General features: G+C 70.9%; 22 protein-coding genes. 14 read left to right on the top strand and 8 right to left on the bottom strand.

All coding sequences use genetic code 11. The features are described 5' to 3' along the window. Positions 1–5: 5 nt before the first annotated feature. Entirely contained in the window at positions 6–1,460 is a 1,455-nt protein-coding gene (locus ACQP1V_RS36035) for a PucR family transcriptional regulator (protein ID WP_433414950.1), read from the bottom strand. A gap of 258 nt (positions 1,461–1,718) precedes the next feature. On the opposite strand from ACQP1V_RS36035, the gene ACQP1V_RS36030 reads away from it, so the two are divergent. From ACQP1V_RS36030 to speB, 4 genes are all read left to right on the top strand, one after another. After that, positions 1,719–2,516 (top strand): MHYT domain-containing protein, encoded by a 798-nt coding sequence (locus ACQP1V_RS36030; RefSeq protein ID WP_433414948.1) that lies wholly within the window; start codon positions 1,719–1,721, stop codon positions 2,514–2,516. A gap of 418 nt (positions 2,517–2,934) precedes the next feature. Continuing rightward, entirely contained in the window at positions 2,935–4,461 is a 1,527-nt protein-coding gene (locus ACQP1V_RS36025) for a purine-cytosine permease family protein (protein ID WP_433414946.1), read from the top strand. Between the two features lie 44 nt (positions 4,462–4,505). Next, positions 4,506–5,204, top strand: coding sequence for a cyclase family protein (locus ACQP1V_RS36020; protein ID WP_433414944.1), 699 nt, complete (start codon positions 4,506–4,508; stop codon positions 5,202–5,204). Between the two features lie 6 nt (positions 5,205–5,210). After that, complete coding sequence (speB, locus tag ACQP1V_RS36015) at positions 5,211–6,158, top strand: agmatinase (RefSeq protein ID WP_387411432.1); 948 nt, start codon at positions 5,211–5,213, stop codon at positions 6,156–6,158. A 94-nt stretch (positions 6,159–6,252) separates the two neighbouring features. Here the strand turns inward: speB and ACQP1V_RS36010 are convergent, their stop codons facing one another. After that, positions 6,253–6,741, bottom strand: coding sequence for an Lrp/AsnC family transcriptional regulator (locus tag ACQP1V_RS36010; RefSeq protein ID WP_387411430.1), 489 nt, complete (start codon positions 6,739–6,741; stop codon positions 6,253–6,255). Positions 6,742–6,961: 220 nt separating this feature from the next. On the opposite strand from ACQP1V_RS36010, the gene ACQP1V_RS36005 reads away from it, so the two are divergent. The 6 genes from ACQP1V_RS36005 (at position 6,962) to ACQP1V_RS35980 (ending at position 14,064) form a co-directional block, all read left to right on the top strand. Further along, entirely contained in the window at positions 6,962–8,395 is a 1,434-nt protein-coding gene (locus ACQP1V_RS36005; RefSeq protein WP_433218255.1) for a gamma-aminobutyraldehyde dehydrogenase, read from the top strand. Positions 8,396–8,443: 48 nt separating this feature from the next. Continuing rightward, positions 8,444–9,586: an ABC transporter ATP-binding protein gene (locus tag ACQP1V_RS36000; RefSeq protein ID WP_433414941.1), complete on the top strand. Its 1,143-nt coding sequence runs from the start codon at positions 8,444–8,446 to the stop codon at positions 9,584–9,586. A 28-nt stretch (positions 9,587–9,614) separates the two neighbouring features. After that, on the top strand, positions 9,615–10,874 hold the full coding sequence (locus ACQP1V_RS35995; protein WP_387411425.1) for a polyamine ABC transporter substrate-binding protein: 1,260 nt from the start codon (positions 9,615–9,617) through the stop codon (positions 10,872–10,874). After that, positions 10,871–11,734: an ABC transporter permease gene (locus ACQP1V_RS35990; protein ID WP_433414939.1), complete on the top strand. Its 864-nt coding sequence runs from the start codon at positions 10,871–10,873 to the stop codon at positions 11,732–11,734. The genes ACQP1V_RS35995 and ACQP1V_RS35990 overlap by 4 nt, the downstream gene beginning before the upstream one ends. Further along, positions 11,731–12,510 (top strand): ABC transporter permease, encoded by a 780-nt coding sequence (locus ACQP1V_RS35985; protein ID WP_387411421.1) that lies wholly within the window; start codon positions 11,731–11,733, stop codon positions 12,508–12,510. The genes ACQP1V_RS35990 and ACQP1V_RS35985 overlap by 4 nt, the downstream gene beginning before the upstream one ends. A 159-nt stretch (positions 12,511–12,669) precedes the next feature. Then, complete coding sequence (locus ACQP1V_RS35980; RefSeq protein ID WP_433414937.1) at positions 12,670–14,064, top strand: NAD(P)/FAD-dependent oxidoreductase; 1,395 nt, start codon at positions 12,670–12,672, stop codon at positions 14,062–14,064. Positions 14,065–14,113: 49 nt separating this feature from the next. On the opposite strand, the gene ACQP1V_RS35975 is transcribed toward ACQP1V_RS35980, so the two are convergent. The 4 genes from ACQP1V_RS35975 to ACQP1V_RS35960 all read right to left on the bottom strand — a co-directional run bounded on the left by ACQP1V_RS35975 (position 14,114) and on the right by ACQP1V_RS35960 (position 19,862). Further along, positions 14,114–14,995, bottom strand: coding sequence for an aryldialkylphosphatase (locus ACQP1V_RS35975; protein WP_433414935.1), 882 nt, complete (start codon positions 14,993–14,995; stop codon positions 14,114–14,116). 9 nt (positions 14,996–15,004) lie between these two features. Continuing rightward, the gene (locus tag ACQP1V_RS35970; protein WP_433414933.1) at positions 15,005–15,661 is read right to left on the bottom strand and encodes a DUF998 domain-containing protein; all 657 of its coding nucleotides are present in this window, start codon (positions 15,659–15,661) and stop codon (positions 15,005–15,007) included. 158 nt (positions 15,662–15,819) lie between these two features. After that, positions 15,820–16,545, bottom strand: a complete 726-nt coding sequence (locus tag ACQP1V_RS35965) for an SDR family oxidoreductase (RefSeq protein WP_387411415.1) — start codon at positions 16,543–16,545, stop codon at positions 15,820–15,822. Positions 16,546–16,679: 134 nt separating this feature from the next. After that, positions 16,680–19,862, bottom strand: coding sequence for a BTAD domain-containing putative transcriptional regulator (locus ACQP1V_RS35960; protein ID WP_433414931.1), 3,183 nt, complete (start codon positions 19,860–19,862; stop codon positions 16,680–16,682). An 86-nt stretch (positions 19,863–19,948) separates the two neighbouring features. On the opposite strand from ACQP1V_RS35960, the gene ACQP1V_RS35955 reads away from it, so the two are divergent. Both ACQP1V_RS35955 and ACQP1V_RS35950 read left to right on the top strand, forming a co-directional pair. Then, positions 19,949–21,199, top strand: a complete 1,251-nt coding sequence (locus ACQP1V_RS35955) for an FAD-binding oxidoreductase (RefSeq protein ID WP_387411412.1) — start codon at positions 19,949–19,951, stop codon at positions 21,197–21,199. 97 nt (positions 21,200–21,296) lie between these two features. Then, complete coding sequence (locus tag ACQP1V_RS35950) at positions 21,297–21,965, top strand: SDR family oxidoreductase (RefSeq protein ID WP_433414929.1); 669 nt, start codon at positions 21,297–21,299, stop codon at positions 21,963–21,965. 31 nt (positions 21,966–21,996) lie between these two features. Here ACQP1V_RS35950 and ACQP1V_RS35945 read toward each other — a convergent pair whose 3' ends face one another. Beyond that, the gene (locus ACQP1V_RS35945; RefSeq protein WP_387411408.1) at positions 21,997–22,632 is read right to left on the bottom strand and encodes a VC0807 family protein; all 636 of its coding nucleotides are present in this window, start codon (positions 22,630–22,632) and stop codon (positions 21,997–21,999) included. Between the two features lie 219 nt (positions 22,633–22,851). Then, positions 22,852–23,571, bottom strand: a complete 720-nt coding sequence (leuE, locus tag ACQP1V_RS35940; protein ID WP_433414927.1) for a leucine efflux protein LeuE — start codon at positions 23,569–23,571, stop codon at positions 22,852–22,854. A gap of 202 nt (positions 23,572–23,773) precedes the next feature. Here leuE and ACQP1V_RS35935 point away from each other — a divergent pair, with 202 nt between their 5' ends. After that, positions 23,774–25,162, top strand: coding sequence for a selenium-binding protein SBP56-related protein (locus tag ACQP1V_RS35935; protein WP_433414925.1), 1,389 nt, complete (start codon positions 23,774–23,776; stop codon positions 25,160–25,162). Further along, on the top strand, positions 25,159–25,761 hold the full coding sequence (locus ACQP1V_RS35930; protein WP_433414923.1) for a hypothetical protein: 603 nt from the start codon (positions 25,159–25,161) through the stop codon (positions 25,759–25,761). Before ACQP1V_RS35935 ends, ACQP1V_RS35930 begins: the two co-directional genes overlap by 4 nt. The last annotated feature ends 200 nt before the right edge of the window (positions 25,762–25,961 follow it).

Here is a 25,961-nt window from a genome sequence, read left to right as displayed (position 1 = left end):
GGAGGTCAGGGGATGCGGCCGAGCTGCTGGGCGGCGCGCATGGCCAGCCACACCTCGGCGAATTCGCCGGTCGCGGTCAGGTCGCGGCCGGTCAACGCGCTGAAGCGGCGCAGCCGGTACGACAGCGTGTTGGGGTGGATGTGCAGCGCCCGCGCGGCGTCGTCGGTGCGCCGGTCCCGCTCCATCCACGTCTGCACCGAGGCGATCAGCTCGGACCCGTGCGCGGCGTCGTACCGCAGCGCGTCGCCGAGCACGTGCTCGACCAGGCCGGCCAGAACGCCCGGGTCCTCCGGCAGCCACCGGCCGGTCGTGTCGTCGCCGTACGACACGAGGGGCTGGCCGGACTCGGCGGCGCGGGCGGCGGCCCACCGCGCCTCCCGCTGGGCGACCTTGAGCGAGGAGCCCGGCGGGAGGGGACGGCTCGCGCCCGCCGCGACACCGGGGATCTCGCGCAGCGGCGCCGGGTCGTGCGCGAGCACGTAGAGGTCGGGGTGGAGCCCGAGCATCAGGTGGGGGTGCTCGTCGAGGGCCCGGACGACCGCGTCCTCGTCGACGTTCCTGACCACCAGGAGCACCACGTCTCGGTCGGGTGACATCCCCATCCGGGTCAGCCTGCGCCGCGCGGTGGCCGGGTCGAGCACGTCCTGGAGCAGCTCGGCCAGGGTCTCCGCGCCCTGGCGGCGCAGTGTCTCGCGCTCGTGGCGCACCATGGCGACCTGCAGCGCCGCGACCGTGGCGATGTGCTGGACGACGGCCAGCCCGGCGGGCCGGGCCCCTTCGCGCTCGAAGGCCACGAGGAAGCCGGCCGGGCCGCCGGGGGCGTTCACGGGGACCGCGAAGCCGCCGGGGATGGTCGGCGGGGCGTCCACGGACGGCGGCAGCGACGCGATGTCCGGCGGGACGGGCACACCGGGTAGCAGCGGCCGCCCCTGCGGGGTGCTCAGGTAGACGTCGTATCCCGACAGCCGTTCCAGCCGCCGGAAGAGCTGCGCGGGGTCGAGCCGCTCGGCGGCCAGCCAGCGCAGCGCGCCGAACACCTGCAACTGCGCGCCGAGCCGCTGCCGGGCGTCCTCCTGCACCGCCGCGGCCACCTCCTGCGCGACGGCGATGAACGGCACGGCCAGCGGGACCTCCAGGACCGGGAAGCCGCGCTCCTCGGCCGCGGCGAAGAAGGCCGGGTGGAGCGGCGGCACGTGGAGCCCGGCGCTCAGCGCGAGGGCGGCCACGCCCGCGTCGTCGAGCCGGTGCAGATACGCCCGCTGCCTGGCGCCGCCGCGGGGGACGCCGATGCCGGTGGTCATGATGACCTCCGAGCCGAGCAGCCAGGGCGTCGGGTCCTCCAGCTCGCTCACGTGCGCCCACGAGACCGAGCGGTCGAGGCCGCGTTCACCGGCCAGCACCCGGAGCTGGAGGGCGGGGAAGCGGACCAGGTCCTCCACCGTCAGCTTGTTGTCGCCCACAACTCCACGCTAGTTCTCCGTGGCCGCGCGACACCCTGCGGGTGCCGTCCTGACGGGGCGCGTGGCCACGCCCGGGGCTCCGACAAAATGCAAGATCGCGCTCCATATTGTCAGTGAATTCGCCTGTGCGCCCCTTCTGAAGCACGAAACGCCGCCAGAAATGGCATTTTTCGGGGAGTAAACGGCGACCCGGTGATCAGGTGCCGGCCGGGCCCTCGTCATCATGTCGCCGATGATCCCCCTGAAATGAGTACTTTCGTGTCGAACATTGATCTTTTCTCGCATGGCTTCATTACGCCCGCCCTGGCGTACGTGATGTCCGTGCTCGGCTCGCTGATCGGCCTGTTGATGGCGGGGCGGGCGCGTTCCGTCGCGGGCATGTCGCGGTTGTGGTGGTTGGCCGGAGCGGCGTTCGCGGTCGGCGGGACCGGTGTCTGGGTCATGCACTTCGTCGGGATGCTGGGCGTACGGGTCGAGGGCACCCCGATCCGCTACGACGTGGCCCTGACGGTCCTGTCCGCGCTGGTGGCGATCGTGGCCGCCGGGGGCGGTCTGGCCTGCGCGTTCCTCGGGGGAGGCCGGGGCGGCGCGCTGGCCGCGGGCGGCCTGCTGGCCGGGCTCGGCGTGGCGGGCGCGCAGCACATCGGCATGAAGGCGATGACGATGTCGGCGGAGGTGAGCGCCAACCCGGTGTTTCTTGCCGTCTCCGTGCTCGTCGCCGTGGTGGCGGCCTTCGTCGTCCTCCGGTCCGCCCGGCGCGCGCGGGGCCCGGTTCCGGTCATCGGCTCCGCCCTGGTGGTGGGTCTCCTGCTGAACGGCATGCACTACGCGGGCATGCTGGCGCTGAGCGTCCAGCCCGTGGAGCCGCAGGCCGCGCTGGCGGGCGCGCAGGCGGTGGACTTCCTGCTCCCCCTGATGGTCGGCGTCGGCCTGCTCACCATCGCCCTGCTCCTGGCGGTGTTCCTGTCGCCGTCGTCGCACGAGCTGCGCGAGGAGGCGGAGCTGGAGGCGATGATCGCGTCCCGCCGGGCGCGCAACGCCGACTGGATGAGCTGACCTCCCGGCGCGCAACGCCGACTGGATGAGCTAACCTCCCGGCGCCCTTTTCCGCCCGCCCGCGGCCTTCGCCACGGCGGGCGGGCGGAAAAGGGAACGAGGAGGCAGAAGTTATTACAGTTCGTCATGTTGAAAAAGAGAATCCCGGTTGCCTTGACGAGAAAGGCGACCGGGCTTTCGCGTGATTCATCTCATAGTCGTGGAACGCCGCCGGCGAATCGCGAGTGCTTCGGTCACGGTTCCCCGGCGGTAGCGTCGAATGGCGGATCCCGCATCCCGCCCCTTGTCGTGAGCCACAACCGGTGCAGCGCTTCTCCGTGTCTGCCCCAATTGTCGTCGCGGTCGGGTTCGCCGAAACTTGCTGGGATTACCACGCTGACCAGGAACCTCGCGTCCTGCAACCCTCAGAGGAGAAGCCGTGGCCGAGGCGCCGCCCATCACCGAGATCGAGACATACGGGGTCGAACGCATCCCAGACGTCGACCGCACGGCGCGGCCACTTGACCTCTTCCGGGTGGCGTTCGGCGGTGCGAACACCTTCGCCACCTGCGTGCTCGGCGCGTTCCCCATCCTGTTCGGGTTGTCGTTCTGGCAGGGGCTCGCGGCGACGCTGCTCGGCCTCTTCGTCGGCGCGTTGCTGCTCGCGCCGCTCTCGGTCTTCGGACCGACGAACGGCACCAACAACGCCGTCTCCTCCTCGGCGCATCTCGGCGTGCACGGCCGGGTGGTCGGCTCCTTCCTGTCCCTGCTCACCGCGATCGCGTTCTTCTCGATCTCGGTGTGGTCCTCCGGCGACGCCCTGGTCGGCGGCGCTAACCGGCTCGCGGGCCTGCCCGACACCGACCTGACCTACGCGGTCGCGTACGGCGTCTTCGCCGCGCTCGTGCTCACGGTCTGCGTGTACGGCTTCCGCTTCATGCTCTTCATCAACAAGATCGCGGTGGTGGCGGCGTCGGCGCTGTTCGTCCTCGGCGTCGTCGCCTTCGCGGGTGACTTCGACCCGTCGTACCCCGGGACGTTCGCGTCCACGGCCGATCCGATGTTCTGGCCGTCCTTCATCGGCGCGGCGCTGATCGTGCTGTCGAACCCGGTCTCGTTCGGCGCGTTCCTGGGGGACTGGTCGCGGTACATCCCCGCCTCGACCCCGCGCAAGCGCGTGATGACCGCCGCGTTCCTCAGCCAGATCGCGACCGTGCTGCCCTTCTTCTTCGGCCTGTCCACCGCGTCGATCATCGCGACCAAGGCCGCGCCGTACCTGGACCCGGCGGCGCCGAACTACGTCGGCGGCCTGCTCGCGATCGCCCCCGCGTGGTATTTCCTCCCGGTCTGCCTCATCGCGCTGATCGGTGGCATGTCCACCGGCACCACCTCGCTGTACGGCACCGGCCTGGACTTCTGCAGCGTCTTCTCCCGGTTCAGCCGGGTGCAGGCGACGGTGTTCATCGGCACGCTGTCCATCGTCTTCATCTTCATCGGCCGGTTCGCCGCGAACCTGACCACCAGCATCTCGACCTTCGCCACGCTCATCATCACCTGCACCGCGCCCTGGATGGTGATCATGATCCTGGGCTACGTCACCCGGCGCGGCTGGTACGACCCGGACGCGCTGCAGGTCTTCAACCGGCGGCAGAGCGGCGGCCGCTACTGGTTCACGCACGGCTGGAACTGGCGCGGCATGACCGCCTGGCTCGGCTCGGCGCTCACGGCCGTCCTGTTCACCAACATCCCCGGCCAGTTCGTCGGGCCGTTCGGCGAGCTCGCCGGCGGCATCGACATCTCGCTGCCGCTCGGCCTCGCGCTCGCCGCGCTCCTCTACCTCGGCCTGCTCTTCGTCTTCCCCGAGCCGCGCGCGGTGTACGGCCCGGCCGGCCCGCGTCTGGTGCGCGCGGCCGACACGCCGGTGCCGCCTATCGTGGAGGCCGGCGCGGCCCTGGCCGAGGCGTAGGGCGTGTCGCCGCATCAGGTCCTGCCGCCGCCCGGGGAGACAGCATGATCATCGATCTGTCGGTGCCGATCGAGACCGGCATGCCGGTCTATCCCGGCGACCCGGAGGTGGAGGTCCGGCCCGCGCTCACCGTGGCGGCCGAGGGCGTCAACGTCCTCGGCCTGCATCTCGGGTCGCAGTCGGGCACTCACGTGGACGCGCCGTACCACGTCGGCGACGGGCTCCCCACCCTCGACGAGCTGCCGCTCGACCGCTTCGTCGGCCCGGCGGAGGTCGTCGACGCGCGCGGCCTGCCTCCCCGCTCCCCGATCCCCGCCGCCCTCGTGGCACCGCGGCTCCGGGCGGGGACGATCCTGCTGATCGCCACCGGCTGGGCGTCGCTGTGGGGGAGCGAGGACTACCTCGCGCACCCGTACCTCACCCGGGAGGCGGCCGAACTGATCGTCGAGGCGGGCATCCGGACCGTCGGGATCGACGCGCTGAGCGTGGACCCCACCCCGGCGGAGGACTTCCCCGGCCACCGCGTGCTGTGCGGCGCGCACGCCGTCATCGCCGAGAACCTGCGGCACCTCGACCGGCTCGTGGACCACCAGGGGGCGGGCCACGAGATCGAGGTCTCCCTGCTGCCGCTGCGCCTGCGCGGCGCGGACGGCGCGCCCGTACGCGCCGTGGCACGGGTGAGACCGCGCGGACCACATGGGCCGCATGACACCTGTTCCGACCCCATCCTGCGAAAGGACTGACCAAGAATGACCGAGCCTCGGGGGCCCGTCGACTCCTCCCGCGTCCCGCGCTTCGCCGGCCCGGCGACCTTCGCCCGGCTGCCCCGCCTGGACGAGGTGGACCGAGCCGACGTGGCGGTCGTTGGCGTCCCGTTCGACACCGGCGTCTCCTACCGTCCCGGCGCGCGGTTCGGCCCCTCGGCAGTCCGCGAGGCCAGCCGCCTGCTGCGGCCCTACCACCCCGGCCTGGACGTCTCGCCGTTCGCCACCCAGCAGGTCGCCGACGCCGGTGACATCGCCTGCAACCCCTTCAACATCAACGAGGCCGTGGAGACCATCGAGGAGGCCGCCTCCGCCCTGGCCGCGGACGGCACCCGGCTGGTCACCATCGGCGGCGACCACACCATCGCGCTGCCGCTGCTGCGCGCCGCCGCGCGCCTCCACGGCCCGATCGCGCTGCTGCACTTCGACGCCCACCTCGACACCTGGGACACCTACTTCGGCGCCGAGTACACCCACGGCACGCCGTTCCGGCGCGCGGTGGAGGAGGGCATCCTGGACACCGAGGCGCTCAGCCACGTCGGCACCCGGGGCCCGCTGTACGCCAAGAAGGACCTCGACGACGACCGGCGGATGGGGTTCGGTGTCGTGACCAGCGCCGACGTGATGCGGCGCGGTGTGGACGAGGTGGTGGACGCGCTGCGGCAGCGGATCGGGGAGCGGCCGCTCTATCTGTCGATCGACATCGACGTGCTCGACCCGGCGCACGCGCCCGGCACCGGGACGCCGGAGGCGGGCGGGCTGACCAGCCGCGAGCTGTTGGAGATCCTGCGCGGCCTGGCCGGGGCCAACCTGGTCGGCGCGGACGTGGTGGAGGTCGCCCCGGCCTACGACCACGCCGAGATCACCTCGGTCGCGGCCTCGCACGTCGCCTACGACCTGGTCAGCCTCCTCGCCCTCAACAAGACGTCCTGACCGACCCCTTCAGACGTCGAAGCCGTCCGGCGGTCCGGCTCCAGGTTCCGGGCCGCCGACGCGGTGGGACAGGTCGATCGCCCGGGGCGGAGGGTTATCGGGTGCCCCAGCTGTAGGTCTGCTTGTGGAGCTTGAGGTAGACGAAGGTCTCGGTCGCCCGCACCGTCGGGATCGCTCGTATCTTGCCGAGGATCTCCAGGAGGTGGCTGTCGCCCTCGCAGACCACCTCGACCATGATGTCGACGGAACCGGCCGTGAGCACGACATAGTCGATCTCCTCTATGGAGGAGAGCTCCTGCGCGACGATGTCGAGGTCGCCCTCGCACTTGATGCCGATCATCGCCTGGCGGGGGAAGCCCAGCGTCAGGGGGTCGGTCACCGCGACGATCTGCATGACGCCCTGGTCGAGCAGGCGCTGCACGCGCTGTCGTACGGCCGCCTCGGACAACCCCACCGCTTTGCCGATGGCGGCGTACGGCTTGCGCCCGTCCATCTGAAGTTGCTCGACGATCTGCTTGGAGATGTCGTCCAGCACCACCGGACCGGATTTGCCGGTTGAGCGTACCTTGGGTGGAGTCGTCATCCCGGGGGAGTTCCTCTCTCGGAGGGGTCGAGTCACGCCTGACGCCCCCGTTACAGGGCGGTTCCTGACATGTTGCCTTCCTGGTGTTACATGCTGTCAGTTCCATCGATCCTGTCAAGCGATTTCGTAGCAGTTTGGTATCTTCACCACGAAATCCCTTGTTAAGGCCAAGTTATTCTGTCAGAGTCGCGACAACCAGCACACCTCCAGGAGGTCAAGGGTGACCACCCGTCTGCAGAACTTCGTTAACGGGAAGTTCGTCGACGCCGTGAGCGGCCGCTTCTCCGATGTGATCGACCCCACCACCGGTGAGGTCTACGCTCAGGCCCCCATCTCGGGCCAGGAGGACGTCGACGCGGCCTATGCGGCCGCCGCCGCCGCTTTCGAGACGTGGGGTCAGACCACTCCCGCGGAGCGCTCCACCCTGCTTCTCAAGATCGCCGACGCGATCGAGGCGCGGGCCGACGAGATCAACGAGGCCGAGTGCCGGAACACCGGAAAGCCGCGCGCCCGCATGGCGGAGGACGAGACGCCCATCGCCGCGGACCACTTCCGCTTCTTCGCCGGTGCCGCCCGGACCCTCGAAGGCCCGACCGCGGGTGAGTTCCTCGCCGACCACACCTCGATGATCCGGCACGAGCCGATCGGGGTCATCGGTCAGGTCACCCCGTGGAACTACCCGATGATGATGGCGGTCTGGAAGATCGCGCCGGCGCTCGCCGCGGGCAACACCATCGTCCTGAAGCCGTCGGACACCACCCCGGTCTCCACCGTCAAGCTCGCCGAGATCATCGGTGACGTTCTCCCCGCCGGCGTCTTCAACGTCGTCACCGGCGACCGGGAGACCGGCAGCCTCGTGGTGGGCCACCCCACCGCGTCGATGGTGGCGATCACCGGCTCGGTCGGCGCCGGCATGGCCGTCGCCCGCTCGGCCGCCGACGACCTCAAGCGCGTCCACCTGGAGCTCGGCGGCAAGGCCCCGGTCGTGGTCTTCGAGGACGTCAAGGACATCAAGGCCGTTGCGGAGGCGATCGCCGGAGCCGGTCTCTACAACGCCGGCCAGGACTGCACCGCCGCCTGCCGCGTGCTGGTACAGGAGAGCATCCACGACGAGTTCGCCGCCGCGCTGGCCGAGGCCGCCGCGGCCACCCGGCTGGGCGGGCTGGACGACGAGGAGGCCTACTTCGGCCCCGTCAACAACGCCAGCCAGCTTGAGCGCGTCTCGTCCTTCTTCGAGCGGCTGCCGGAGCACGCCAAGGTGCTCACCGGCGGTCACCGCGTCGGCGAGAAGGGATACTTCTTCGCGCCGACCGTCGTCGACGGCCTCCAGCAGGACGACGAGATGGTGCAGAACGAGGTCTTCGGCCCCGTCATGACCATCCAGACGTTCTCTGACGAGGCGGACGCCCTGGCCAAGGCCAACGGCGTCAAGTACGGCCTGTCGGGTTCGGTGTGGACCTCCGACCACGGCCGGGCGATGCGCATGTCCAAGCGCCTCGACTTCGGTGTGGTCTGGGTCAATACCCACATCCCGTTCGTGTCGGAGATGCCGCACGGCGGCTTCAAGCACTCGGGCTATGGCAAGGACCTTTCGGTCTTCGGACTGCACGACTACACGCGTGTCAAGCACGTGATGCACTACATCGGTGAATAGGCCGGGCGGCGCGACCGTACGGCCTCCTGAAAGAGGGATATGCCTGGAATGACAGAGATCCAGGCGGGTGCGGGGGTAGCCGGCGAGGCTACCTCCGACCAGGTGCCCGCCATCGAGCTCGACGAGGTCGTGAAGGAGTACGTCTCACACGGCGAGGTCGTACCGGCCGTCAAGGGCGTCAGCATGACCATCGGCGAGGGGGAGTTCTTCTCCCTTCTCGGGCCGTCGGGGTGTGGCAAGACCACCTCGATGCGGATGATCGCGGGCTTCGAGGAGCCCACCCGGGGCGTCGTCCGGCTCCACGGCCAGGATGTCACGAACGTTCCCCCGAACAAGCGTGACGTCAACATGGTGTTCCAGTCCTACGCGCTCTTCCCCCACATGAATGTCTGGGACAACGTCGCGTTCGGACTCAAGCGCAAGAAGGTGCCGGACGGCGAGATCCGGCGCCGCGTCGGCGAAATCCTGGAGATCGTCGACCTGGTCGGTCGCGAGAAACGGCGTCCCCGGGAGATGTCCGGCGGCCAGCAGCAGCGCGTCGCGCTCGCGCGGGCCCTGGTCAACCGGCCGCGCGCGCTCCTCCTCGACGAGCCGCTCGGCGCGCTCGACCTCAAGCTGCGCCAGCACATGCAGATCGAGCTCAAGCGGATCCAGCGCGAGGTCGGCATCACGTTCGTCTACGTGACGCACGACCAGAGCGAGGCGCTCACCATGAGCGACCGCATCGCCGTCATGAACGACGGTCTCGTCGAGCAACTCGCCGGCCCCCGGGAGATCTACGAGCGACCCGCGACCAAGTTCGTCGCGGGGTTCATCGGGACGTCCAACCTGCTCAGCGGTGTCGTGCGGGCAGTGAACGGATCCTCCGCCGTGCTCGCGCTCGGCCCCGATGACCGAGTCGTCGTGCCGATCAGGGAAGCCGTCGCCGAGGATGACACCGTCGAGCTGACCGTGCGCCCGGAGAAGATCACGATCTCCACCGAACGGCCCGAAGGCGACCTTAGCATGGTGGAAGGGACCGTCTCCGAGGTGGTCTACCTCGGGACCTCCAACAGCTACGCGGTCGCCCTGGCGGGCGGGGCGGAGATCACTGTCTTCCAGCAGAACGCGCACGACAGCACCACCACGGCCGAACGAGGCGACACGGTCTGGCTGTCGTGGCAGCCGCAGCACTCCTACGCGCTGCAGTAACACCTCTCGACACGGGAGCACGAACCCCATGAGTAACCCCTCAACACCTGACCCGTCGTTTCTCCGGGGTCTGACCCAGCGCCGCCTCGGCCGTCGCGACGCCTTCCGGGTGGCCGGTTTCTCCGCCGCCGGCCTCGCTCTCGCCGCCTGCGGGGTGAAGGGGAAGGGCGTGGCCCGCCCGACCTCCTCCGCACAGGCGCAGTCCGAAGTGGAGAAGTACTGGGCCGGCAAGGCGAAGAACGGTCGCATCGACTTCGCCAACTGGCCCCTCTACATGGACCCCGAACACCCCGAGCTGAAGAAGTTCACCGAGCAGACCGGCATCAAGGTGAACTACAAGGAGGTCATCCAGGAGACCACGAGCTGGTTCGCCAAGATCCAGCCGCAGCTCGCCGCCGGGCAGTCCATCGATTACGACCTGATGGTCGTCACCAACAGCATCCAGCTCACCCAGCTCATCAAGCTCGGCTATCTGGTGCCCCTCGACCACGACAAGCTGCCGAACTTCACCAAGAACGTCGGCGAGCGGTACAGGAACGAGTCGTTCGACCCCGGCAACGTCTACACCGTGCCGTGGGCCTCGGGCATGACCGGCATCGCCTACAACCCCAAGTACGTCGACACCCCGCCGACCAGCTACGCCGCGCTGTGGGATCCGAAGTACAAGGGCAAGGTCGGCATGATGTCCGACTCGCAGGAGATCGCCAACTTCGGCATGTTCGCGCTGGGCATCGACCCGGAGAAGTCCACTCCGGCCGACTGGCAGAAGGCCGCGGACAAGCTCCTGCAGCAGCGCGACTCCGGGATCGTCCGGAAGTACTACGACCAGTCGTACATCGACCCGCTGGCCAAGGGCGACATCTGGCTCTGCCAGGCGTGGTCGGGCGACGTCTTCCAGAAGAATCTCTCCGACGGCACGGACCTCAAGTTCGTGATCCCCGACGAGGGCGCCACGATCTGGACCGACAACTTCATGATCCCGAAGACGGCCGCCAACCCCGTGGACGCGATCACGCTCATCGACTTCTTCTACGAGCCGGCCATCGCGGCCAGCCTGGCGGAGTACATCAACTACGTCACGCCGGTCCCGGCGGCCCAGGAGGCGATCCTCGCGGACGCGGCGAAGGCGACCGGTGAGGACAAGAAGACGCTCGACATGATCGCCAACAGCCCGCTGGTGTTCCCGAGCGCCGACGTGTACGCGAAGCTGCGCACCTACCGGACGCTCGCGGACGCCACCGAGCAGAAGAAGTTCGAGAGCATCTTCCAGCCGATCACGACCTCATGAGAAGGCTGAGGGCGGCGCTGACGCCGTACGCGCTGATCTTCCCCGGCGGTGTGTGGCTCGCGATCTTCTTCGTGGTCCCCACCGTGGTCATGCTGTCGCTGTCGCTGCAGTCGGGCAACGTGGCCGACGGGTTCGTCTTCACCTGGAACTGGCAGTCGTACGTCGACGGGCTGACGAACTACCACGACCAGATCATCCGTTCGCTGGTCTACGGCCTGGCCGCGACCCTGATCCAGATCGTCATCGGCTTCCCCGTGGCGTACTGGATCGCGTTCAAGGGCGGTCGGCACAAGTCCGTCTACCTCTTCCTGCTGCTGCTGCCGTTCCTCGTGTCGTTCGTGCTGCGGACGATCTCGTGGCAGTTCCTGCTGTCGGACAACGGCATGCTGCTCGGCCCGCTGAAGGACCTGGGGCTGCTGCCCCACGACTTCCGCGTCCTGGCCACGCCGTACGCGGTGATCGGCGGCCTGGCGTACAACTTCCTGCCGTTCATGGTGCTGCCGATGTACGTGGCGCTGGAGCGGATCGACCCGCGGGTGCTGGAAGCGGCCAACGACCTGTACGCCAACAAGTTCCAGACGTTCATCCGGGTGGTGCTCCCGCTGTCGCTGCCCGGCGTGTTCGCCGGGGTGCTGATGACGTTCGTGCCGGCCAGTTCGGACTACGTCAACGCCTCGGTGCTCGGTGGCACGAACACCACGATGATCGGCAACGTCATCCAGAACCAGTACCTCGTCACACAGGACTACCCGACGGCCTCGGCGTTGTCGTTCACCCTGATGGCGCTGCTGCTGGTCGGCATCTTCGCCTACGCCAAGGCGCTCGGCACCGAGGACGTGCTGGAGGTGGCGGCACGATGAGGCTCGTTCGCGGCCGTTGGCTGCAGATCTACACCTGGCTCGTCATCGCCTGGCTGGTCGTCCCCATCGGGGTGATGGTCCTCTTCGGGTTCAACGACACGAAGGGCCGCTACAACAGCACGTTCCAGGGCTTCACCCTGAAGTGGTACGGCAAGCTCTTCGAGATCGGCGACCTGACCCAGGCGCTGGTGAACTCGCTGCTCATCGCCGTGCTGACGATGCTGATCGCGGGTGTGCTCGGCTCGCTCATCGGCCTCGCGCTCGGCCGGTACCGCTTCCGCGGCTCCGGGACGATGAACGTCATCATGTTCGCGGCCATCTCGTGCGCCGAGATCGTGATGGGCGCGTCCCTGCTGTCGCTGTTCGTCACCCTCGCCGTCCCGCTCGGCTTCTGGACGATCGTGATCTCGCACGTGATGTTCTCGATCTCGTTCGTGGCCATCACGGTGCGGGCGCGGGTGATGACGCTGGACGCCTCCCTGGAGGAGGCGGCCCGGGACCTCGGCGCGGGCACCTGGACGACGTTCCGGCTGGTGACGCTGCCCATGATCTTCCCGGGCGTGCTGGCCGGGTCGATGCTGGCGTTCGCGCTGTCCATCGACGACTTCGTCATCACCAACTTCAACTCGGGCGGCACGGTCACGTTCCCGCTGTGGATCTGGGGATCCACGCGGGTGGGCATCCCGCCGCAGGTCAACGTGATGGGTACGTTGATCTTCGCGGCCGGGTTGCTGATCGCCTTCGGCAACGCGCTCATCGCGCGCCGCCGCCGCTAGACCCCGGTTGAGCCCCCTCGCCGGGCGAGGGGGCTCAACCACTTCCACGTCACAGGCACTCAGGGAGAGGTGAGATCGGAGCGAGGGGGATCCCGCGCGTGACCGGCCATTCGGGGTCACGAAACCAATCAACACGTGACACGTAGGGAAGTGAAATCTGTGGATCCGCTGAAGGCGCTTGCTGACGCGGAGCGCACGCCGTACTGGCTGGACCGGCCAGGGGCACCGGAGCCGTCACCGCGGCTCACGAACGACACCACCGCCGACCTGGCCGTCATCGGAGGTGGATTCTCCGGTCTGTGGACCGCGCTGATGGCCAAGGAGAGAGACCCCTCGCGGGACGTGGTCCTGCTGGAGGGCAAGAGCATCGGCTGGGCCGCCTCCGGACGCAACGGGGGCTTCTGCGCCGCCAGCCTCACCCACGGCCTGACCAACGGCCTGGCCCGCTGGCCCGACGAGCTTCCCACCCTGGAGCGCCTCGGGCAGGAGAACCTCGACGAGATCGAGGCGACCGTCGAGCGGTACGGCATCCGCTGCTCGTTCGAGCGGACCGGGGAGATGAACGTCGCCACCGAGGAGTGGCAGCTCGAAGGGCTGCGCGAGGCCGAGCGCGCCGCCCGCGACCTCGGTTCCGAGCCCGTCTATCTGGACCGCGACCAGGTGCGCGCGGAGGTGAACTCACCCACCTACCTCGGCGCGCTGTGGGAGCGGGACGCCGTCGCGATGGTGGACCCGGCGCGGCTCGCGTGGGGCCTGCGGGACGCCTGCCTCCGGATGGGAGTGCGCGTCTTCGAACACACCCCGGCCAGGTCCGTCTCCGACGCCGGGGAGCGGCTGGACATCGTCACCCCGCACGGGACCGTCCGGGCCCGCCGGGTGGCTCTGGGCACGGGCGTCTTCCCGCCGCTGCTGCGCCGCCTGCGGCATTTCCTGGTCCCGGTGTACGACTACGTCCTGATGACGGAGCCGCTGCCGGACCACAAGCTGGCCGAGATCGGCTGGCGCAACCGGCAGGGCATCGGCGACTCGGCCAACCAGTTCCACTACTACCGGCTGACCGACGACAACCGGATCCTGTGGGGCGGCTACGACGCCGTCTATCACAACGGCGGCCTGATCAAGGACGGGTACGACCAGCGGGACGCGACCTTCGAGAAGCTGGCGCGGAACTTCTTCACCACGTTCCCGCAGCTCGACGGCGTCCGCTTCACCCACAGGTGGGGCGGTGTGATCGACACCTGCAGCCGGTTCGCCGCCTTCTACGGCACCGCCTACCGGTCCCGGCTGGCGTACGCGGTGGGATACACGGGGCTGGGGGTGGGGGCCACCAGGTTCGGGGCCAACGTCATGCTGGACCTGCTCGGCGGTGAGAGCACCGAGCGGACCCGGCTGCGCATGGTGCGGACCAAGCCGGTGCCGTTCCCGCCTGAGCCGGCGCGGTCGGGGGTCATCCAGCTCACCCGCTGGTCGATCGCGCGGGCCGACGCCCACGAGGGGCGGCGCAACCTGTGGCTGCGCACCCTCGACGCGATGGGGCTCGGCTTCGACTCCTGACGGCACGCGGCGGCGTCCTGCGCTCCCTCCAGGGGCGTAGGACGCCGTGTCAGCGGTCGAGACCGGTGAGCCAGCGCAGCGTGTTGCGGCAGGTGATGAGCTCCAGCGTGCTGTCGTCGGTCCCGGCGGCGCGCATCGCGGGGACGACCTCGTCGAACAGCCGGCCGTACCCGTGCCCGCCGTAGTCCCGCAGGTGCCCCTGCCGGGACACGCCGCTGCTCAGCAGGACGTGTGCCGCGTGGCCCGCCTCGACCAGCGCGAGCGCGTGCTCGGCCTCGGTCACCCCGACGTACGCGCCCACCTCGGCGATCTTGCGCTGGACGAGCGGGTCGGTCGAGCGGGCGCTCAGCCGGGTGGGCGGGACACCCTCGGCCAGCAGGGCCTCCAGGACGTCGAGGCCGTCGGCGGCCACCGGGAGGTCGGTGCGGGCCGAGGCCCGCGCGGCGGCGGTGAGGGCGCGCGCCTCGGCCGCGGTGGGCTGCTCGCCCCATGTCGCGGCCACGATGACGCCGGGCCGGGCGGCGGTGCCGTCGAGGCCGGTCCCGATCTCCTTGAGCAGGTCGGCGGTGAGGTCGTCCACGCCGTACCGGCGAACCAGGTCGCCGCTGAACGGCTCCGGGGCGAACCCGGTCGCGGCGACGACCGCGACCCTGGCCGCCGTGGCGATCCGCGCCAGCGCCGTCACGTCACGCCCCATGCCGAGGCAACTGTGCTCGACGACCAGGGCGAGCCCCCGCTCCCGGCCCAGCTCGGCCAGCTCGGAGGTGACGTGCGTCTCCTCGTCCAGCCAGCGGTACGGGTCGGAGTCGCCGCTCGTTCCCCAGCGCGTGTCGGTGCGCAGGTGCTCACCCGGAAGGACGGGTCCTTCGATCAGGGAGACGGGCAGGGCGCCCGTGACGGTCTGGACACGGGGGAAGTACGCCTCGGACATGCCGGGACACTAGCGGATGTTTCCCCTGGCGAGCGACCCAGAGGGGGTGGACGGTACGGCGCGGGCCGGACGACCGCGCGTGGCCGCCGCCGCCATGGCGAGCACGAGCACGACGTCGGAGATCACCAGGGCTCGCTCGGCGAGGCCGTAGAACGCCGCGCCGCCGATCGTTTCGGCGACGGGGGAGCCCGGACGGCCCAGCAGGTACGCGGCCAGGGCGAGCACGGAGCCCAGGCTGACCGCGTTGAGCACCCGGCCGGCCGTCCGCCAGCCCGGCAGCGCCCTGGTCTGCCTGGCCAGGATCCAGGCCGCGCACGGCAGGCCGGTGAAGACGAGAGCGATGGACCAGCGGTGGATCTCGGAGGCGTCGACCGGCCACAGGGCGGCCAGCGTCAGCGCCACCGCGACGCCCGTGAGCAGCACCCGCGCCGCCGCGCTCCGTGCCGGCTCGACCCTGGCCAGCGCGCTGACGAGTCCGGCGATGCCCGCCGTCAGCGAGAGGACGCCCAGCGCGAGCAGGGGACCGGCCCCCTCCACCCAGGCGTAGCCGGCGACCGGGGCGACCAGCGGGTCCACGGCGCCGGGGTAGGCGACGTGCAGCCAGATCATGACGCTGAGAGCGAGGATCGGACCCGCGACCGCGACCCGCCCACCCGTTCCGCTCACCGTTCCACAACTCCTCACCGGCGTGCTGCTCGCCCCCACGCCGCCGCCGGAGCGGGTATGGGGGATCACAACTGAGCCTGCTGCACGCCGGCGGTCGCGGCCATCGGGGATCACCCTGAAACGGGCGGGGATTCGCCGGTCCCGGTCTCAGGGACGCCTCAGGTCATTGTCTTGCCGCCGTTGACCGCGAGGCGCTGCCCGGTGACGAAACGGGCGCGGGGGGAGGCGAGGAAGGCCACGGCCTCGGCGACGTCGGCCGGCGCCCCCATGTGGCCCGCGGCCACTCCGTCCAGGTAGGCGTCGAAGTCCGCCGTGGACAGGCCGGCGTGCCGCTCCACCGGGATCCACCCCGGCTCCACGGTGTTCACCGTGATCCCGTAGGGGCCGAGCTCGCGTGCCCAGGAGCGGGTGAGGCCGTGCATCGCGGCCTTCGCCGACACGTAGTGCCCGAACTCCGGGTTGCCGAGGTCGGCGACCTCGCTGCCGATGTTGACGATCCGGCCCGCGCCCGCCTCCCGCATCGCGGGCAGTACGGCCTGCAGGATGAGCAGCGGCGCCTTCACGAAGAACCGAAGCTGGTCCAGGTGGTCGTCCCAGGTTTGCTTCTCGACCGGCAGCAGGGGTTGCGGGCCGGTCGCGTTGTTCACCAGGACGTCCACCTGGCCGATTTCGGCGACGCCCCGCCGTACGGACTCCTCGTCGGTCACGTCGAAGCGGGCGAGCCGGGCGGAGCCGCCGCCGGCGTGGATCCGCTCGACGACGCGGGTCGCCCCGGCGGTGTCGTGGGCATAGTTCACGGCGACGTCCCAGCCGTCGGCGGCGAGCCGCTCGGCGATGGCGGCGCCGAGCCCCCGGGACGCTCCGGTGACGAGTGCGGTACCCATCGGGCTCCTCTCGGTCCGGGAGGGACCGCCGCTGGCCCGCGATCTCCTCCGTCTGCGGGGAACGACCCTCTCACAGCGCTGTCGTGCCTCTGACGGGGAGGTGGGAGCGTTCCCAAAGTGCGTCGGAGGCAGGTTCAGTGCAGAAAGGAGCGGCTGCGCGGCGACCACGCGACCAGGCCGAGTCGATCCTCGGTCTCGACGGCGCGCCGGGCGTGGTCGCGGGCCGTCTCCTTGTCGCCCATGGCGGCGGCGAGACCGGCGAGCAGGCTGTCCACAGAACCGCCGCAGTCGAGGCCTACTCCGGCGATGGCGAGCTCGCCCGCGTGCGGGAGCAGCCTCGCGTAGAGGAAGGCGGGGTCGGGGACGCCGATCAGGGCCGACACCGTCGACCACAGCCCCATGGGGAACATCCACGTCCAGTCTTCCGGGGGTGGCGCGAACCAGCGGGCAGCCAGGCCGCGCGCCTCGTCCTCCCGGCCCGACTCGGCGAGCGCGAGAACCGCCGCCGGCCGGCTGATCGAGAAGCTCCATGGCACGTTCTCGGCCATGCCCAGCAGGGAGCCGGACATCGCCGCGAGGGCGCCCCGCGCCCGCGCCAGGGCGATGTCCGTGGCCAGCCGCGCCCAGGTGAGACCTGGCGCGCCGGTCAGTCCGATCAGCCGCAGGCCCTCATCCCTCAGCCTCTCGGAGTCGTCGCAGCGACCGGAGAGGAGGGCGGCCGTCGCCTCCGCCAGCCGGAGCTGCCCGGTCAGCTCGGGAGAGCGCAGCTCGGCGGCGAGATCCCGGCAGCGGGCCAGCTGCACGTCCAACGCCGTGAGGTCCCCCGCTCTCGTCACCTCGAAGACGCGTTGCACCCGGAACGCGAACTCGTCCCGGCGGGCGCCGCGCCGGGCGGCCAGGTCGATCGCCTCGATCGTCACCGGGGGCGTCCTGGCGAAATGGGACGGCCCATGGCACGCGTGCAGAAAGGCGTTGAACGCCAGCGCGAGCAGGTCCGGATCGTCGAGCCGCCGGGCCAGGTCGAGCGCCTGCTCGGCGTAGGCCGCGCAGTCGGCGACCCGGTCGCTGTAGCGCAGCTCCAGGCCGAGCGTCGCGAGGATCCGCACCCTGGCCGCGTCATCCCCCGCCGCCGCTTCCAGTTGGCTCTCCAGGAACCCGACCACGGCGGGTTCGTGCTCGCCGTACTCGCGGCTGCCCCACGTGGTGACCCCGATGAAGGCCGTCGCCGCCACGATCACCCGCGTCGGGTCGTCGAGGGCGGTGGCCAGCGCCACGGCCTCTTCGATGGCCTCGTGCGCCTTCGCGTGCTCGCCCGCGTCGCGCAGCGCCCGCCCCAGGTCCACGAGCACGTCACAGCGCATCGGCAGCTCGGCGCTCCCGATCAGGACGGCCGCCGCGTCGCGCAGGTGGGCGACCGCCTCCGACCAGGCCGTCTGTCGTACGGCGAGCGCGGCGGCGGCCCTGGCGTATCGCACTGACTTCTCCGGGTCGCCGAGCGGTCCCGCGGCGAGATAGTGCAGCGCCAGCGCGGTAGCGCCGGCGCCGGTGGCCTCCAGCGCGTCAGCGATGCGGGCGTGCAGCCCGCCGCGCCTCACCCTGCCGAGCGAGTCGTACAGGGCGTCCCTGATCAGCCCGTGGCGGAAGCGGTAGCCCCACGAGTCGGCGTCCTCCACCAGGAGCCCCGCGCCCAGTGCGGGATCGAGCGCCACGAGCAGCTCTTCACCGGTCATCCGGGCGGCCTGGGCGAGCACCGCCGGGTCGAGCGCCTCGCCCGCGACGGCAGCGAGCGTGAGCGCCTCGCGGGTACGCTCCGGCAGGGCGGAGACCCGCTGCGCGATCACGTCGCGCACGCCCTCCGGCACGCCGCCCACGGTGCCGCCGCCGCGCACCAGCGACACCAGCTCACCGAGGAAGAACGGGTTGCCGCCGCTGCGCCCGGCCAGCTCACCCGCCAGCTCCGGTTCTCCCGGGAGCGCCCGCTCGACATAGCGCGCGCACGCCTCCTCGGGCAGCGCTCCCACGGCCAAGCGCTCGACCGCCGGAGCGGCGAGGACGGTGCCGTCCCTGGAGGTCACCACGAACAGGAAGGGCAGCCGGGCGAGGTCACCCGCGATCAGCCGGAGCAGCTCCAATGACGACGCATCCGCGCCGTGCGCGTCCTCGAACACCACCAGCCGGCGCTCGGGCCCGGCGGCGAGGGCGGCCAGGACCGCCTCGTAGACCTGGAACCGATCCCCCTGGGGGAGCGGGCGCTCGCCGGTCACCACACCAAGGGCCGCGTTCGCCGCCGGGCCGCCGAGGTCGCGGAGGACCTGCGCCCACGGCCAGTAGGCGGGAGCGCTGGTGGCGTCCACACAGCGCACCCAAGTGGCCGGGACCCCCGACGCGGCGGCGAATCGGCGGGCCGACTCCGCCAGCGTGGTCTTCCCGATGCCCGGCTCGCCGGCCAGCAGCAGGCAGCCCCCGGCGATCCGCAGCCCCTCCACCCGGTCCCGCAGCACGGCCAGCTCACGCTCCCGGCCGACCGGCTCGTCCGGTGTGCTCGCGGCGGTGGCGGGCGCCGCCGGAGCGCTCTTCCACCGGCCGCCGACCGGCAGCGACGGGTCCTGGGCGAGGATCGCGGTCTCCAGGCGGCGCAGCTCCGGCCCGGGATCGATGCCGAGTTCGTCCGCGAGCAGGGTCCGGCACCGGTGATAAGCGGCCAGGGCGTCGGCCTGCCGCCCGTTCGCGTACAGCGCCCGTACGAGCTGCGCCCAGCGGCGCTCGCGCAGCGGTTGCCGCGCGATCATGCTCTCCAGTTCGGCCACGGCGCTCTCGGCTCGGCCGCCCGCCAGCCACGCCTCGACCCGATCCTCCGCCGCGGCCTCGTAGATCTCCATGAGCCTGGTCCGGTACGGCACGGCCCACGCGGCATCGGCGAACTCGGCGAGCGGCTCTCCCCGCCACAGCGCGAAGGCCGCCTCCAGGTCGCCCCGGGCCACCAGGTCCTCGAAGGCGAAGGCGTCGATGTGCTCGGGGGCGACGTCGAGGAGGTATCCGGTGCCCCGTGTCAGCAGGACCGCCGGGCGGTGGCGCGGCCTGCGCTCGGGCTCCAGCGTCTGCCGGAGCTGCGCGACGTACGCCTGGAGTGTTCCGAACGGCGTGGACGGAGGCCGGCCTCCCCAGAGCCGCTCGACCAGGGCGTCGGCGGGCACGACCCGGCCCACGTCGACGAGGAGCAGGGCCAGCAGAGCGCGGCGCATCCGGGCGGTGATGTCCAGCCGCCGCTCGGTGTTCCAGACCTCCAGATTGCCCAGCAAGCGGAAGGAGAGTGACATATCGGCAATTGAACGGGCACTGACTTGCGTCCCGCTAGTCCGAGTCCTTCAGTCGCGCCCAACCGCGCCCGTCCACGCTCGTCCCCATGAGAATTCTGCAGCCGGGAGACGCCGGATACGACCAGGAGACAAGCGGGTTCAACCTCGCGATCGCGCACCGCCCCGACGCGGTGGTGCCCGCGGAGTCGGCCGAGGACGTGATCGCCGCCGTACGCCGCGCCGCCGAGGCGGGCCGGCCCGTCGCGGTCATGGGCATGGGGCACGCGCCCGGCCTGCCCGCCGAGGGCGGCCTCCTCATCACGACGCGGCGGATGAACCGCGTCACGATCGACGCCGCCGCGCGCACCGCGCGGGTCCAGGCCGGAGCCCGCTGGGCGGACGTGGTCGGCCTGGCCTCCGAGTACGGCCTGGCGCCGCTCTCCGGGTCGTCCCCCGGGGTCGGCGTGGTCGGATACACCGTCGGCGGCGGCATCGGCCTCATGTCCCGCACGTACGGCTACGCCGCGGATCGCGTACGCGCCCTGGAGATCGTGACCGCCGACGGGCGGCTCCGGCAGGTGAGCGCCGACCAGGAGCCTGACCTGTTCTGGGCGCTAAGAGGCGGCAAGGTCACCCTGGGCGTGATCACGTCGATGACGTTCGACCTCCTGCCGCACGCCCACGTCTTCGCCGGAAGCCTGATCTACCCCGGAGACGCGGCGCGCCAGGTCTTCCGCGCGTACGCCGACTGGACGCGCGGCCTGACCGAGGAGACCACGACGTCCGTGGCGCTGCTTCGCCCGCCGGGTGGCGCGCCGCCCCTGGTCGCGCTCCGGGTCGTGCACACCGGCGCCGACGGCGACCGGGTGGTGGCTCCCATGCGCGCCGCGGCTCCGGTGCTGGCCGACGCGCTCGGCGACATGCCGTACCGGGACACGCACCTGGTCTACAACGACCCCGAGGGGCCGGTGCCCTCGTGGGGGCGGGGCATCCTGCTCGACGACGTGGACACGGACGCGGTGCTCGGCGCCGCCGGCGAGTCACTGGTGGTCGTCGAGATCCGCCATCTCGGCGGGGCGATGGCCCGCGACGCGGGCAACGCGGTCGGCTGGCGCGACGCGGCCTACAGCCTGTCCACCCACACCGTCGCCTCCCCGGAGGGGGCCAAGGCGGGCGACACCCTGATGGCGGTGGCCGGTCCCCGGCCCGCCCAGGTCAACCTGCTGGGCCTGACCGGCGACGCGCTGCGCGAGCAGCTCAGGGTCGCGTGGCAGCCGGAGACCGTGCGGCGGCTGGCGGAGATTCGCCGCGCCTACGACCCGCGGGGCGTCTTCCGCTTCGGTCACCCCGTGGAGTGACGCGGAGTTGACCGGCCGGCGGGACGGGAGCGCCCGCCGCGCCGTACCGCCCCGGTCCGCAGTGCCGTGCGAGGATCGTCGGCGGGAGGTGAGCCAGATGCGCGTAGTGATCGCGGGAGGCCACGGCAAGATCGCACTCCGGCTGGAACGGCTGCTCGCCGCGCGCGGCGACGAGCCGGTGGGGCTGGTACGCGACCCCGATCATGTGGACGACGTCCGGGCGGCCGGCGCCGAGCCCGTGCTGTGCGACCTCGAACAGGCCCGGCCGGAGCAGCTGGCCGAGATCCTGATCGGGGCCGGGGCGGTGATCTTCGCCGCGGGCGCCGGGCCGGGCAGCGGCGCGGCGCGCAAGGAGACGGTGGACCACCGCGGGTCGGTCCTGCTCGCGGACGCGGCCGAACGTGCCGGGGTCCGGCGGTTCATCCAGATCTCGACGATTGGGGCGGGCGCGCCGCCCGCGCCGGGGAGCGACGAGGCGTGGGTGGCCTACATCAACGCGAAGACCGCGGCCGAGGAAGACTTGCGCGCCCGGCCGAACCTCAACTGGACCATCCTTCGTCCCGGCCGGCTCACCGACGACAGGGGGACCGGCCTGGTGACCCTCGCGGACGTGCCGCTGGCGCAGCACGACCCGGTGCCCAGGGACGACGTCGCCGCCGTCGTCGCGGGGCTCATCGACACGCCGGAGACCCGGCACCGGGTCCTCGAAGTGGTGGGCGGGGGCACGCCGATCCCGCTGGCGATCCGGATCCTGCTCTTCCGCTGACGCGGTCGTGAACGGCTATGCGGCGGAACGGCTATGCGGTGGCGGCGTCGAGGTTGAGCCGGTGCAGCACGCGCCGGAAGCCCCAGACGGACACGGCGATCGCCAGCCCCATGGCGGCGGCCATGGCCACCGTGCGCAGCAGCATGAAGCTGCCGATCGACCCGTTGAGGAGCAGCCAGATGTTCCCCGCCGAGTTCGCGATCAGCACGAACGCCCAGAGAAGCGTGACCCGGACGAAGAATTGCCGGACCCGTTCGTGCTTCAACACGAACGCCGGCAGGTGGACGAAGTCCTGCGCGAGCTTGGCCAGCAGCGGCCGGCGCAGCCGCAGGGACGCGAGGAGGACCAGGCCGAGACAGATCGTGCCGACCTCGGGCTGGATCAGGTAGACGACGGCGCTGCCGGTCCAGAAACCGAGCGCGGCCTGGCTCGTGAGCGCGACCGCGGTCAGCACCATCGTGCCGGGAACGCGGGTGCGCCGGACGACGCGCCAGAGCATGCCCAGGTAGACCCAGGCCAAGGCCGCGACGAGGGCGCCGTTGAGCCCGATCAGAGTGAGGGTGGCGTAGAAGACGGCGAGGGGGGCGAACACCCCTTCAATCAGCATCGGCACCGCCTGTTTCAGCAGAGACGGCAGGTGCGGCGGCGTGAAGGGCTGGTGGTCCATGACTCTCCCTGGGGTGACGGCGCGCCCCGGCGATCTCGCGATCACCCGGGCGAGGCGTGCTGCGCGTCGCCCCAGGCGGCCTGGCGCCGTCGGCCCGAGGTGGTCGGTCACGGGACGACAGCCAGCTTTGAGCGGGTTTTTATGGAGATATGCCGTGGTATGTCCGATTAAACGGCGGTAAACGGCTCGCTATTCCGGCAGACCCGCGCTTTGCCGACCTCAGCCGAGGCTGGAGGTCGCCAGCTTGGCCCCGAAACCCAGGAAGAGCACGCCGACGCCGGAGGTCAGCCCGGCCGAGAGCCTGCGCCGCCGCCGGAACTGGGCGGACAGGAACGTGCCGCTGAAGATCAGCATCGACAGGTAGAACGCGCTGAAAATCTGCACGATCGTCCCCAGGATGAGGAACGAGACGGCCGGTGCGCCGTACGACGGGTCCACGAACTGGATGAAGAACGAGACGAAGAACAGGATCGCCTTCGGGTTCAGCAGGCTGATCACCAACGCCCTGCGGAACGGGTCGGCGGCGGACTTGCCGGCGGGCTCCGTCTCGATCGCCACGCCTTCGGCGGCGACAGACTCGGTCGCCATGCCGCCGGCGGCGACGGGCTCGGCGGCCGTCTCGGTCGCGCCGCGAGAGCGCCACGCCGACCAGGCGGCGCGCAGCATGCCGAACCCGATCCACGCCAGATAGCCCGCCCCGGCGTACTTGACGACGTTGAACAGCGTGGGGTTCGACTTGAGCAGCGACGCCACGCCGGCGGCGGACAGCACCATCAGGACCGTGTCGCCGATGAAGACTCCGGAGGCCGCTCGGTAGCCCTGTCGTACCCCGCGCTGGGCGGCCGTGGAGAGCACGTAAACCGAGTTGGGGCCGGGCAGCAGGATGATCAGGAACGCGCCGATGGCGTACGTCCAGATGTCGGTGATGCCGAAGAACATGGGGCGGGCTTCCTTTGAGTTCGCGGTGACGGACCTGTCGGCCGCGTGACCCGCGCCGGCATGTTCACTCGCAAAAGATGACATATCACGCTACCTGTCGGCGGGATTCCCGCACCCCTGGCGAAGAACCCTGGGGTCACCGGAAGCGGTAAGGAAGATTACCTATTGACCCGGTGGGAAAAGTAGGAAGAACCTGGTGGGCATGAGCCTTTGGACGCCTGATCCCACGTTCTACCCCTCGCCCCGGGACGCCGTCGCCGCTCCCCGGGAGAAGCTCGCCTACGTCGCCGCCTTCGACCGGTCCGCGGAGCGGCCGGACGCGCTGGCCGTCCTCGACACCGACCCCGAATCCCCGGCGTACGGCACCGTGGTCGGCTGGACGGACCTTCCGTACACGGGGGACGAGCTCCACCACTTCGGGTGGAACGCCTGCAGCAGCGCCCTGTGCCCCAACGCGCCGCACCCGCACGTCGAGCGGCGCTACCTGATCGTGCCCGGGCTGCGCTCCTCCCGGATCTACGTCTACGACACCAAGGGCCGGGTCAGCCCCGAGCTGGTCAAGGTCATCGAGCCTGAGGAACTGGGCAAGCGCGCCGGATACTCCCGCCCGCACACCGTGCACTGCGGCCCCGAGGGCCTGTACGTCTCGGCGCTCGGCGGGTTCGGCGAGGACGGGCCCGGCGGCATCGCGCTGCTCGACCACACCTCGTTCGAGGTGGTCGGCCGGTGGGAGGCCGACCGCGGGTCGCAGCACCTCGCCTACGACTTCTGGTGGCACATCAACCACGACGTGCTGGTGAGCTCCGAATGGGGCACCCCGTCCATGGTCGAGGACGGCCTGGTCGGAGAGCTGCTGCTCGGCCGCAAGTACGGCCACCGCCTGCACTTCTGGGACCTGCGCAAGCGCAGGCACGTCCAGGAGATCGACCTCGGCGACCAGCACCAGATGGTCCTCGAACTGCGCCCCGCCCACGACCCGACCAAGACGTACGGCTTCGCCGGGGTGGTCACCAACGTGGAGGATCTGTCCGCGTCGATCTGGGTCTGGCACCGCGAGGGCTCCCGTTGGGAGGCGAGGAAGGTCATCCACATCCCGGCCGAACCCGCCGCGCCCGAGGAACTGCCCGACATACTCAAGCCGTTCGGCGCGGTGCCGCCGCTGGTCACCGACATCGACCTGTCCGTGGACGACCGCCACCTCTACGTGTCCTGCTGGGGGACGGGCGAGCTGAAGCGCTACGACGTCTCCGACCCCTTCGCGCCGGTCGAGACCGGGTCCGTGCGCATCGGCGGCATCGTCGGGCGCGCTCCCCACCCGGCGGCGCCGTACGAGCGGCTCGCGGGCGGGCCGCAGATGATCGAGGTCAGCCGCGACGGCCGGCGTGTCTACGTCACCAACTCGCTCTACGGATCCTGGGACGACCAGTTCTACCCCGACGGGGTCGGGGCGTGGATGGCCAAGGTCGACACGGAGACGTTCACGTTCGACGAGCGGTTCTTCCCGCACGGCGACGACTTCCGGGGGCTGCGGCCGCACCAGACCCGGCTGCAGGGCGGCGACGCCTCCTCGGACTCGTACTGCTACCCATGACGCTGACCGCGGTCATCCTGCTGGGCGCCTTCCACGGGATCAATCCCGCGATGGGCTGGCTGTTCGCCGTGGCGAGGGGACTGCAGGAGCGCAGCCGTGACCGGCTCCTGCAGTCCCTCCCGGTGATCGCGCTCGGCCATCTCGCCTCGGTGGCCCTGGTGGCGCTGGTCGTCGGCGCCACCGGGTCCCTGGTGACGGGCACCGCGCTCTCGATCGGCGCGGGCGTGGTGCTCGTCGCCTTCGGCCTGTGGCGGCTGCTGTCCACGCGGCACTTCCGCTGGGTCGGCATGCGGTTGTCGCTCGGCCAGCTCGCCGCCTGGTCGTTCCTCATGTCGTCCGCGCACGGCGCCGGCCTCATGCTGCTGCCCGTGCTGACCCGCATCCCGGCCGGTCACCACGGCCACGCGATGTCCGGCGGCCTGTTCGTGGCCGGGATACACACGCTCGCCATGTTCGTCACCGCGGGAGTGGTCGCGCTCGCGGTGTACGAGTTCGCCGGGCTCACGGTTCTGCGCCGGGCCTGGTTCAACCTGGACCGGATGTGGGCCGTCGCCCTGGTCGCCGCGGGCGTGTTCACCCTGGTCCAGACGGCCTGGTGAGGCGGCTCAGCCGCCTCACCAGACGGTCCCTCTGCCGAGTTGAGCCGGTGGTTGGCGGGCCGGGGTGGGCCAGGACGAGACGATCGGATGGTCGTGGTTGCGCTTTGAGGATGAATTGGTCGCAAAGGTGACGGCTCCCATAGCAGGGCGAAGTGGACGGCTCGGCCATGCGCGGGTGCAGGATGTCCGCTGTGCGGATT

This window comes from Microtetraspora malaysiensis (assembly GCF_050947145.1).
Lineage (GTDB): Bacteria > Actinomycetota > Actinomycetes > Streptosporangiales > Streptosporangiaceae > Microtetraspora_A > Microtetraspora_A malaysiensis.
The sequence above is the reverse complement of the archived record's forward strand: the minus strand, read 5'-3'. Positions and strand labels throughout refer to the sequence as shown.